A 10,805-nucleotide genomic window follows, 5' to 3' on the forward strand; every position below is an offset into this window, starting at 1 on the left:
CACCGAAGGAACCCGAATCTGGACCGGGCACGGCGTCCTCGCCCACAACCTGGTCAAGATCAGCGCCCTCGCCGTGTGATCAAAGGCGCCCAAGCCACCCACTCACCCACCCCTCGACCACAACCAGGCACAGCCGCTCAGCACAGGTCCGACTTTTTCAGGTCGAAGTAGCGTAGGTGTATCCCCAGCGCGACGACAGGCGTTGCGCGCATTCGGTTGGCGCCGCACCCGCCCGCAGCTGGCTCGTCCGATCCACGGTCCGGTCAACTAGAGTCATTAGTTGACCTTCCCCCGTGGACCTACCATCGCAGACCGGCGATGACGCATTGTCATCGCATAGTGAGCACGGTGAGCACATTCAGCTCACTGAACACACTGAACACACAGAGCAATTGAAGGACGATCCTCATGGCAGCTTCGCCGGAACCGCCGTCAGCGGCCGGGCGCCAGCGTGCTGTGAAAGCTGCGGCACGCCCGGCCAAGTTGAGCCGCGACACCATCGTCGAGGGCGCCTTGGCCTTCCTGGACCGGGAGGGCTGGGATTCGCTGACCATCAACGCGCTGGCGACGCAACTGGGAACCAAGGGGCCGTCGCTGTACAACCACGTGGACAGCCTCGAGGATTTGCGCCGGTCCGTGCGGGTTCGGGTGATCGACGACATCATCACCATGCTGAACAGGGTCGGTGAGGGGCGTGCCCGCGATGACGCGGTATTGGTCATGGCCGGTGCATACCGCAGCTATGCGCACCACCACCCCGGGCGGTACTCGGCGTTCACCCGGATGCCGTTGGGCGGCGAGGATCCCGACTACGCTGCGGCCACCAGAAGCGCGGCCGCTCCGGTGATCGCGGTGCTGTCCTCCTACGGCCTGGAAGGTGAGGAGGCCTTTTATGCTGCGCTGGAGTTCTGGTCGGCATTGCATGGATTTGTGTTGCTGGAAATGACCGGCGTGATGGATGAGATCGACACCGACGTGGTGTTCTCGGACATGGTGTTGCGCCTGGCCGCGGGGATGGAAAAGCGCACTGCGCAGCACGGCGCTGAGCAGGCGCGAGCCTGATCGGAGGCCGCGTGGTAATGGATCTTCGCTACCTTCGGGCACCACTTTGACCTGCCTGACCGGCGAGCGGTATTGTGGTTGCTCGTGCCTGGCGGCCTACAGCGCCCGACTTGAGGGCGTGGATGCCGGGCCAATTCGCATGTCCATGATGTCGCGGAGACGTCACGGACGCGGCGGATTGAGTTCGGAGGCCAACCGCATGCGACACACCCGGCCGCGGGATACACCGCGTCTATTCCGAGGCGGGGCATAACTGCAGTACAACGACTTGATATCAGTATGGGGACCGGAACCGGGCCCAGACAGCGACACAGAAAGCCGGTAGATGCCAACCATTCAGCAGCTGGTCCGCAAGGGTCGTCGGGACAAGATCGCCAAGGTCAAGACCGCGGCTCTCAAGGGCAGCCCGCAGCGCCGCGGCGTGTGCACCCGGGTGTACACGACCACGCCGAAGAAGCCGAACTCGGCACTTCGCAAGGTCGCGCGTGTGAAGCTGACCAGCCAGGTTGAGGTCACGGCGTACATCCCCGGCGAGGGCCACAACCTGCAGGAGCACTCGATGGTGCTGGTGCGCGGCGGCCGGGTCAAGGACCTGCCCGGTGTGCGGTACAAGATCATCCGCGGTTCGCTCGACACTCAGGGCGTGAAGAACCGCAAGCAGGCTCGCAGCCGTTACGGCGCCAAGAAGGAGAAGAGCTGATGCCGCGCAAGGGGCCCGCGCCCAAGCGTCCGTTGGTCAACGACCCCGTCTACGGGTCTCAACTGGTCACCCAACTGGTGAACAAGGTTCTGCTGAAGGGGAAGAAATCGTTGGCCGAGCGCATCGTTTACGGCGCGCTCGAACATGCTCGCGAAAAGACCGGGACCGATCCCGTCATCACCCTCAAGCGTGCACTCGACAACGTCAAGCCGGCTCTGGAAGTCCGCAGCCGCCGCGTCGGTGGTGCGACGTACCAGGTGCCGGTCGAGGTGCGCCCGGACCGGTCCACGACGCTGGCGCTGCGCTGGCTGGTCGGCTACTCGCGGCAACGCCGGGAGAAGACGATGATCGAGCGGCTGGCCAACGAGATCCTGGACGCCAGCAACGGCCTCGGGGCCTCCGTCAAGCGGCGTGAGGACACCCACAAGATGGCCGAGGCAAACCGCGCATTCGCGCATTACCGCTGGTGAAAGTCGCCGGTGGAACAGCAGCCGGGCGAACTGACAGCGAACTAACTTAGCAACTGAAAGAGTGGGAAGACTTCTGTGGCACAGAAGGACGTGCTGACGGACCTGACGAAGGTCCGCAACATCGGCATCATGGCGCACATCGACGCCGGCAAGACCACGACGACCGAGCGCATCCTCTACTACACCGGTATCAGCTACAAGATCGGTGAGGTGCACGATGGCGCCGCCACCATGGACTGGATGGAGCAGGAGCAGGAGCGGGGGATCACCATCACCTCCGCGGCCACCACCTGTTTCTGGAACGACAACCAGATCAACATCATCGACACGCCTGGTCACGTGGATTTCACGGTCGAAGTTGAGCGCAGCCTGCGGGTGCTCGACGGCGCGGTCGCGGTGTTCGACGGCAAGGAAGGTGTCGAGCCGCAGTCCGAGCAGGTTTGGCGGCAGGCCGACAAGTACGACGTCCCGCGGATCTGCTTCGTCAACAAGATGGACAAGATCGGCGCCGACTTCTACTTCTCTGTGAAGACCATGGAGGAGCGGTTGGGCGCCAACGTCATTCCCATCCAGCTGCCGGTCGGCTCCGAGGGCGACTTCGAAGGCGTCGTCGACCTGGTCGAGATGAACGCGAAGGTTTGGCGCGGCGAGACCAAGCTCGGCGAAACCTACGACACCATCGAGATTCCGGCCGAGCTGGCCGAGCAGGCCGACGAATATCGCACCAAGCTGATCGAGGCCGTCGCCGAGACCGACGAGACGCTGCTGGAGAAGTATCTCGGCGGCGAGGAATTGACGGTCGCGGAGATCAAAGGTGCGCTGCGCAAGCTCACCATCAACTCCGAGGCTTACCTGGTGCTGTGCGGCAGCGCGTTCAAGAACAAGGGCGTACAGCCGATGCTCGACGCCGTGATCGATTACCTGCCTTCGCCGCTGGACGTGCCGCCGGCCATCGGCCACGCACCGGGGAAAGAGGACGTGGAGGTCGTGCGCAAGCCCTCGACCGACGAGCCTTTCTCCGCGCTGGCGTTCAAGGTCGCTTCGCACCCGTTCTTCGGCAAGCTCACCTATGTCCGGGTGTACTCGGGCAAGGTCGATTCCGGCTCACAGGTCATCAACGCCACCAAGGGCAAGAAAGAGCGTCTGGGCAAGCTGTTCCAGATGCACTCCAATAAGGAAAACCCGGTGGAGACAGCCTCCGCGGGGCACATCTACGCGGTGATCGGCCTCAAGGACACCACCACCGGTGACACCCTGAGCGACCCGAACCAGCAGATCGTGCTCGAGTCGATGACCTTCCCCGACCCGGTGATCGAGGTGGCCATCGAGCCCAAGACCAAGAGCGACCAGGAGAAGTTGAGCCTGTCGATCCAGAAGCTCGCCGAGGAGGACCCGACCTTCAAGGTGCACCTGGACCAGGAGACCGGCCAGACCGTGATCGGCGGCATGGGCGAGTTGCACCTGGACATCCTGGTCGACCGCATGCGCCGCGAATTCAAGGTCGAGGCCAATGTCGGCAAGCCGCAGGTGGCCTACAAGGAGACCATCCGCCGCGTGGTGGACAGCGTCGAGTACACCCACAAGAAGCAGACCGGCGGCTCCGGACAATTCGCCAAGGTGCTCATCAAACTGGAGCCGTTCACCAGCGAAGACGGCGCAACCTACGAATTCGAGAGCAAGGTCACCGGTGGGCGCATCCCGCGCGAGTACATCCCGTCGGTCGATGCCGGAGCGCAGGACGCGATGCAGTACGGCGTGCTGGCCGGCTACCCGTTGGTGAACCTGAAGGTCACCTTGCTCGATGGTGCCTTCCACGAGGTTGACTCGTCGGAAATGGCGTTTAAGATCGCCGGTTCGCAAGTGCTGAAAAAGGCTGCGGCACAAGCGCAACCGGTCATCCTGGAACCGATTATGGCCGTCGAGGTCACCACACCTGAGGACTACATGGGTGATGTGATCGGCGACCTGAACTCCCGCCGTGGCCAAATCCAAGCCATGGAGGAGCGGGCGGGTGCGCGCGTCGTCAGGGCGCACGTGCCGCTGTCGGAGATGTTCGGCTACGTCGGCGACCTGCGGTCCAAGACTCAAGGCCGGGCGAACTACTCGATGGTGTTCGACTCGTACGCCGAAGTGCCGGCGCAGGTGTCGAAGGAGATCATCGCGAAGGCGACCGGGGAATAAACCGAGAAGCCTACGAGTAAGCTGGCCCGGTTAGCACCGCGGCAAAACCGAAAACATCAACACTGCTTTTATAAGCACCAACAGTCCAGGAGGACACAACAGTGGCGAAGGCGAAGTTCCAGCGGACCAAGCCCCACGTCAACATCGGGACCATCGGTCACGTTGACCACGGCAAGACCACCCTGACCGCGGCTATCACCAAGGTCCTGCACGACAAGTTCCCGGACTTGAACGAGTCGAAGGCGTTCGACCAGATCGACAACGCGCCTGAGGAACGTCAGCGCGGTATCACCATCAACATCGCGCACGTGGAGTACCAGACCGAGAAGCGGCACTATGCCCATGTCGACGCGCCGGGCCACGCCGACTACATCAAGAACATGATCACCGGTGCCGCCCAGATGGACGGTGCGATCCTGGTGGTCGCCGCCACCGACGGCCCGATGCCGCAGACCCGCGAGCACGTGCTGCTCGCGCGTCAGGTGGGTGTGCCCTACATCCTGGTCGCGCTGAACAAGGCCGACGCCGTGGATGACGAGGAGCTGCTGGAGCTCGTCGAGATGGAGGTCCGCGAGCTGCTGGCCGCGCAGGAGTTCGACGAGGACGCCCCGGTGGTACGGGTCTCGGCGCTGAAGGCTCTTGAGGGCGATCCCAAGTGGGTGGAGTCCGTGGAGCAGCTGATGGATGCGGTCGACGAGTCGATCCCCGACCCGGTTCGCGAGACCGACAAGCCGTTCCTGATGCCGGTCGAGGACGTCTTCACCATCACCGGCCGCGGTACCGTGGTGACCGGTCGTGTGGAGCGCGGCGTGGTCAACGTCAATGAGGAGGTCGAGATCGTCGGCATCCGCCCGACGACGACCAAGACCACGGTCACCGGTGTGGAGATGTTCCGCAAGCTGCTCGACCAGGGTCAGGCGGGCGACAACGTTGGTCTACTGCTGCGTGGTGTCAAGCGTGAGGATGTCGAGCGCGGTCAGGTCGTCATCAAGCCCGGCACCACCACCCCGCACACCGAGTTCGAGGGCCAGGTGTACATCCTGTCCAAGGACGAGGGTGGCCGGCACACGCCGTTCTTCAACAACTACCGTCCGCAGTTCTACTTCCGCACCACCGACGTGACCGGTGTGGTGACGCTGCCGGAGGGCACGGAGATGGTGATGCCCGGTGACAACACCAACATCTCGGTGAAGCTCATCCAGCCTGTGGCCATGGACGAGGGTCTTCGGTTCGCGATCCGCGAGGGTGGCCGCACCGTCGGCGCCGGCCGGGTCACCAAGATCATCAAGTAGAGCCAAGGCAGCACCAGGCCCGGATTGCCGAACACCGGCGATCCGGGCCTTTTGCCGTCGTGGCGTAACTACCTGTCCACACCGCGGTATGTGATCGGTAGGCCAGCGCGCGCGCTAGTCTGACACGACCTATCCGGTGATGTGAGGAGCAGGCACATGCTGGCGCGCTATATCAAGATGCAGTTGTTGGTGCTGTTGTGCGGCGGGCTGGTCGGGCCGATCTTCCTGATCGTCTACTTCACGCTCGGGCTGGGCAGTCTGATGTCGTGGATGTTCTATGTCGGCCTGTTGATCACCGTGGCCGACGTGCTCATCGCATTGGCGCTGACCAACTACGGCGCCAAGACGGCGGCCAAGAGTGCCGCGCTCGAGCAGAGCGGCGTGCTGGCGCTTGCGCAGATCACCGGCCTCACGGAAACGGGGACCCGGATCAACGATCAACCGGTGGTCAAGGTGCATCTGCACATCTCGGGTCCTGGCATCGTGCCGTTCGACAGCGAAGACCGGGTGATCGCCAGCGTGACCCGGCTTGGCAATCTGACCGCGCGCAAGCTTGTCGTCCTGGTCGATCCGACCACCCAGGAATACCTGATCGACTGGGAGCGCAGTGCGCTGGTCAACGGTCTGCTTCCGGCCCAGTTCACCCTCGCCGAAGACAACCAGACTTATGACCTGAGCGGTCAGGCCGCGCCATTGATGGAAATCCTGCAGATCCTGAAGGCCAATGGCATTCCACTCGACAGTGCCCCGTGGGGTGGTGGACTTCGGATCGGCGTGGAGTCACGCGCAGTGATCAACGAGTCGTGCTGAAGGTTAGGCGATTTGGAGTTGTTCGGCTACCGGTTTCTCGGCTGTCTGCTTGGCGGCGATGACTTTGCGGAGCTCGGCCATGGAGATCTCCGAGAGGTAGCGGCGGGTGACCTGCCACTCGTCGTGGGCCTCGATGACCACGGCGGTGGCCAGGCGCAGGAACGCCGCCGGGTTGGGGAAGATCTCCACGACGTCAGCGCGGCGTTTGATCTCCTTGTTGAGCCGTTCGATCGGGTTATTCGACCAGATCTTCTGCCAGTGCGCCCGCGGGAACGCGGTGAAGGCCAGGACGTCGGCTTTGGCCTCGTTCATCATGGCGGCCACCTTGGGGAAACTGGCCGCCAGGGAGTCGGCGACGGTGTCCCACTGGGCGGCGACCTCGTCGGGGTCGGTGTGGGCGAAGACGGTCTTGACCGCCGCGGTCACCGCCGGGGCATGCTTGGCTGAGACCGCGCCGTGCAGATTGCGCATGAAATGCACCCGGCAGCGCTGCCAGGACGATCCGGAGAACTGCTGGGCGACAGCGGATTTGAGCCCGGCGTGGGCATCGGAGATGACCAGATGCACCCCGGCCAGGCCGCGGGCCTTGAGGCTGGCCAGGAACTCCCGCCAGAACTCGAAGGACTCGCTGTCCCCGACGGCGGTGCCCAACACCTCCCGGGTGCCTTCGATGGACACCCCGGTCGCCACCACCAGGGCCTGGGACACCACATGCGCCCCGACGCGGACCTTGCAGAAGGTGGCATCGGCGAACACGTACGGGAACTGGGTGTGGGTCAAGGTTCTGCTCCGGAAGGCCTCGATCTCGCGGTCCAGGCCCGCGCAGATCCGGGAGACCTCGGACTTGGAGATGCCGGAATCCACCCCGAGTGCGGCGACGAGGTCATCGACACTGCGGGTGGAGACCCCATGCACGTAGGCCTCCATGATCACCGCGTGCAAGGCCTTGTCGATGCGCCGGCGCCGCTCCAGCAGCGAGGGGAAGAACGACCCCGAGCGCAGCTTGGGGATCTTGACCTCGATATCCCCGGAGGTGGTCGACACCGTCTTGGAGCGATGGCCGTTGCGGTGGGTGCTGCGGTCTTCGGAGCGCTGGTAGCGGCCGGCGCCGATCGTCTCGGTGGCCTCGGCCTCGATCAACGCCTGTAGCCCGGCGCGGATCAACTCGGCGAACACCGCCCCGACGTCCGCGGACTTCAGGGCGTCGAGCTGGGCGAGCAGGGCAGAATGGTCATGGGTCATCGCGTGGTGTGTCCTTTGCTTGAGTCACTTGGTAGGTAACTCACTGACCACTACGCGATGGCCCACCCCGAAGCCCTCACCGACACACCCGGCACAGCCCGGACATGGTCAACCTCAAGCCCGAAACCCCACCACCCCAAGGGACTTACCCTTCCACTCAACCGAATGGTCGACATCCGATCGAATCCGGCGTTGCGCCAGCAGATCCAGGCGGTGGTACGACGGGCTGCCCAGCAGCAGGCCCCGGCGGCCCAGGCGACCGCCTCGCAAGCCTCAATCGCCGAGCGTCTGCAGGAGCTGGAGTCGCTGCGGGCCAGCGGCGTGGTGAACGATCAGGAATACGCGAGCCGGCGCGCGCAGATCATCGCCGAAATCTGAGCGGGACGGGTTCGTCGCCGGGCGGCTGGATCGCGGCGACCCCCAACGCCGCCTATGGCTCGAGTGTGCGCCTATGGATTCCGGCGTGAACACACGCCGGCCTACCGGCCTTGGACTCGCCGTGGCCGCACGGTCAACGCCGCCACTGCACGCCGGACGGACCAGCCCGCCCGTGCTCCGCCGTCGCCTCGTCGCCGGCCGTTAGAACACGTTCCAATTCCGCTGCTAGCCTGACAGGGGGTGGAAGGGGTGCGCGTGGCTGGAGCACTGCAGGGACGGGTCGCATTCGTCACCGGGGCTGCCCGGGCTCAGGGACGCTCGCACGCGGTACGGCTGGCCCGGGAAGGCGCCGACATCATCGCTCTGGACATCTGTGCGCCGGCGTCCGACTGCCTCACCTACCCTGCGGCCACATCAGAGGATCTCAACGAGACCGTCCGGGCCGTGACGGCCGAGGGCCGCAAGGTGCTGGCACGGGAAGCCGATGTCCGCGACGGCGCGGCACTACGGCAGCTGGTGGCCGACGGCATCGAAGCGTTCGGGCGGCTGGACATCCTGGTGGCCAATGCGGGGGTGCTGGGCTGGGGCCGGCTCTGGGAACTCACCGATGAGCAGTGGGACACCGTCATCGGGGTCAACCTCACCGGCACCTGGCAGACCCTACGTGCGGCGGTACCCGCCATGATCGAAGCCGGTAACGGCGGATCGATCGTGGTGGTCAGCTCCTCGGCGGGTCTGAAGGCCACACCGGGTAACGGCCACTATGCGGCGAGCAAGCACGGGCTCGTCGCGTTGACCAACACCTTGGCGCTCGAGGTCGCCGAATTCGGGATCCGGGTCAACTCCATTCATCCGTACTCGGTCGACAGCCCGATGATCAAGCCCAAAGCAATGATGCAGATGTTCGCCATGCACACTAGCTATGTGCACAGCTTTCCGCCAATGCCGTTGCAACCCAAGGCATTAATGGCTCCTGATGAGGTTTCTGATGTCGTGGTGTGGTTAGCTAGCGACGGTTCGGCCACGTTGACGGGAGCGCAGATCCCTGTCGACAAGGGCGCCTTGAAGTATTGACACGCGATCGTGTATGAACTGCAGGTGACCAGTAGCGAAGGCGCAAACAGCGGAATCGTGATCGTCGGTGGCGGACTGGCCGCGGCCCGTACCGCCGAGCAACTGCGACGGGCCGGCTACGCGGGTCGCCTCACGATCGTCAGCGACGAGGTCCATCTGCCCTACGACCGGCCGCCACTGTCGAAGGAAGTGCTGCGCAAGGAGGTCGACGACGTCGCCCTCAAACCCCGCGAGTGGTACGACGAGAAAGACATCACCCTTCGGCTCGGTTCGGCGGCCACCGGCCTCGACATCGTCGCGCAGACCTTGACCCTGGGCGACGGAACGGTGCTGGGCTATGACGAGCTCGTCATCGCGACCGGTTTGGTGCCGCGGCGCATCCCGGCGTTTCCCGACATCGAGGGCATTCGGGTGCTGCGGTCCTACGACGAGTGCATGGCGTTGCGTACCCACGCGGCGGCCGCCGACCGCGCTGTCGTCATCGGGGCCGGTTTCATCGGCTGCGAGGTCGCGGCCAGCCTGCGCGGCCTGGATGTGGCCGTGGTGCTGGTCGAGCCGCAGCCCACGCCGCTGGCATCGGTGCTGGGCGAGCAGATCGGTCAACTGGTGGCACGCCTGCATCGCGACGAAGGCGTCGACGTTCGCACCGGTATCGGGGTCGCCGAGGTGCGCGGGGCGGGCCACGTCGACACGGTGGTCCTGACCGACGGCACGGAGCTGCCGGCAGATCTGGTGGTGGTCGGCATCGGGTCGCACCCGGCAACCGGCTGGCTCGACGGTAGCGGCGTTGCGGTCGACAACGGCGTGATCTGTGACGATGCCGGACGCACCAGCGCGCCAAACGTCTGGGCGCTCGGTGATGTCGCCTCGTGGCGTGATCCGATGGGGCACCAAGTGCGAGTGGAACATTGGAGCAACGTCGCCGACCAGGCCCGGGTTGTGGTGCCGGCGATGCTGGGACGGGAAGTGCCGTCAAATGTGGTCGTCCCCTACTTCTGGAGCGACCAGTATGACGTCAAGATCCAATGCCTGGGCGAGCCGCACGCCACCGATATCGTCCACCTCGTCGAGGACGATGGCCGCAGGTTCCTGGCCTACTACGAACGCGATGGTGTGCTGGTCGGGGTGGTGGGCGGCGGGATGCCGGGCAAGGTCATGAAGGTGCGAGCCAAGATCGCCGCGGGCGCGCCCATCTCGGAAATGCTGGAATCACCCGACGCCGGTTGAGCCTTATTCCGGCAGCACTTGACGGGTTCGGATGGCCGTTGCGAGCTCAGCCACGGCGGTCAGCCATTCGGTGGTTTGGTGTTCTGGCTGTATTCCGGTCTGGATTTGTTGACCGAATTCCTGGAGCGCCCGACAGTTCGCCTGCACACGCTCGTCCATCAATCCCGAGAACGTCGAAATCTCCGGTGCGTGAGTCCGCCATAGCGGAATCGTGGTGTTGCGCAACTGCATTCGGAACTGCTCTAGCCCGAAGTTACGGCGGTGAGGACGCTCGAACCCCCAGTTGAGCTGGGGGTTCGGTGTTTTCGGGTGTGGATGTTTTGGCTACTGCAGGCTTAGCGGGATGGTTGTGTTGAGGAGTTGGAAGGC

Annotated in this window: 9 protein-coding genes and 2 pseudogenes; 9 read left to right on the plus strand and 2 right to left on the minus strand. The window is 64.4% G+C overall.

Features of this window, described 5'->3' with window-relative positions; genetic code table 11:
* Positions 1-408 precede the first annotated feature (408 nt).
* The 6 genes and pseudogenes from EET13_RS04795 to EET13_RS04820 all read left to right on the plus strand — a co-directional run.
* A complete protein-coding gene (locus EET13_RS04795) occupies positions 409-1,062 on the plus strand; it encodes a TetR/AcrR family transcriptional regulator (RefSeq protein WP_122441222.1) in 654 nt (217 codons plus the stop codon).
* A 325-nt stretch (positions 1,063-1,387) separates the two neighbouring features.
* Positions 1,388-1,762, plus strand: a complete 375-nt coding sequence (gene rpsL / locus EET13_RS04800; RefSeq protein ID WP_007167812.1) for a 30S ribosomal protein S12 — start codon at positions 1,388-1,390, stop codon at positions 1,760-1,762.
* Positions 1,762-2,232, plus strand: coding sequence for a 30S ribosomal protein S7 (gene rpsG / locus EET13_RS04805; RefSeq protein ID WP_083045952.1), 471 nt, complete (start codon positions 1,762-1,764; stop codon positions 2,230-2,232). The genes rpsL and rpsG overlap by 1 nt, the downstream gene beginning before the upstream one ends.
* Positions 2,233-2,307: 75 nt before the next feature.
* Entirely contained in the window at positions 2,308-4,413 is a 2,106-nt protein-coding gene (fusA, locus tag EET13_RS04810) for an elongation factor G (protein WP_122441223.1), read from the plus strand.
* 101 nt (positions 4,414-4,514) lie between these two features.
* Entirely contained in the window at positions 4,515-5,705 is a 1,191-nt protein-coding gene (gene tuf, locus EET13_RS04815; protein WP_063469927.1) for an elongation factor Tu, read from the plus strand.
* Positions 5,706-5,861: 156 nt separating this feature from the next.
* Positions 5,862-6,446: pseudogene (locus EET13_RS04820) on the plus strand (SHOCT domain-containing protein); the annotation flags it as partial.
* Positions 6,447-6,518: 72 nt separating this feature from the next.
* On the opposite strand, the gene EET13_RS04825 reads toward EET13_RS04820, so the two are convergent.
* Positions 6,519-7,757: an IS256 family transposase gene (locus EET13_RS04825; RefSeq protein WP_047316157.1), complete on the minus strand. Its 1,239-nt coding sequence runs from the start codon at positions 7,755-7,757 to the stop codon at positions 6,519-6,521.
* Between the two features lie 138 nt (positions 7,758-7,895).
* Here EET13_RS04825 and EET13_RS04830 point away from each other — a divergent pair.
* The 3 genes and pseudogenes from EET13_RS04830 to EET13_RS04840 all read left to right on the plus strand — a co-directional run.
* Positions 7,896-8,135, plus strand: a pseudogene (locus tag EET13_RS04830) (SHOCT domain-containing protein); the annotation flags it as partial.
* A 249-nt stretch (positions 8,136-8,384) separates the two neighbouring features.
* Positions 8,385-9,209, plus strand: coding sequence for a mycofactocin-coupled SDR family oxidoreductase (locus EET13_RS04835; protein WP_244603766.1), 825 nt, complete (start codon positions 8,385-8,387; stop codon positions 9,207-9,209).
* A gap of 18 nt (positions 9,210-9,227) precedes the next feature.
* Positions 9,228-10,436 carry an NAD(P)/FAD-dependent oxidoreductase gene (locus EET13_RS04840; protein WP_122441226.1) on the plus strand — a complete coding sequence of 403 codons (1,209 nt, stop codon included), beginning with the start codon at positions 9,228-9,230 and terminating at the stop codon, positions 10,434-10,436.
* A 3-nt stretch (positions 10,437-10,439) separates the two neighbouring features.
* Here EET13_RS04840 and EET13_RS04845 read toward each other — a convergent pair whose 3' ends face one another.
* The gene (locus tag EET13_RS04845; RefSeq protein WP_122441224.1) at positions 10,440-10,667 is read right to left on the minus strand and encodes a hypothetical protein; all 228 of its coding nucleotides are present in this window, start codon (positions 10,665-10,667) and stop codon (positions 10,440-10,442) included.
* Between the last annotated feature and the right edge of the window lie 138 nt (positions 10,668-10,805).

The sequence above is a fragment of the Mycobacterium attenuatum genome, from assembly GCF_900566085.1.
GTDB classification, from domain to species: domain Bacteria; phylum Actinomycetota; class Actinomycetes; order Mycobacteriales; family Mycobacteriaceae; genus Mycobacterium; species Mycobacterium attenuatum.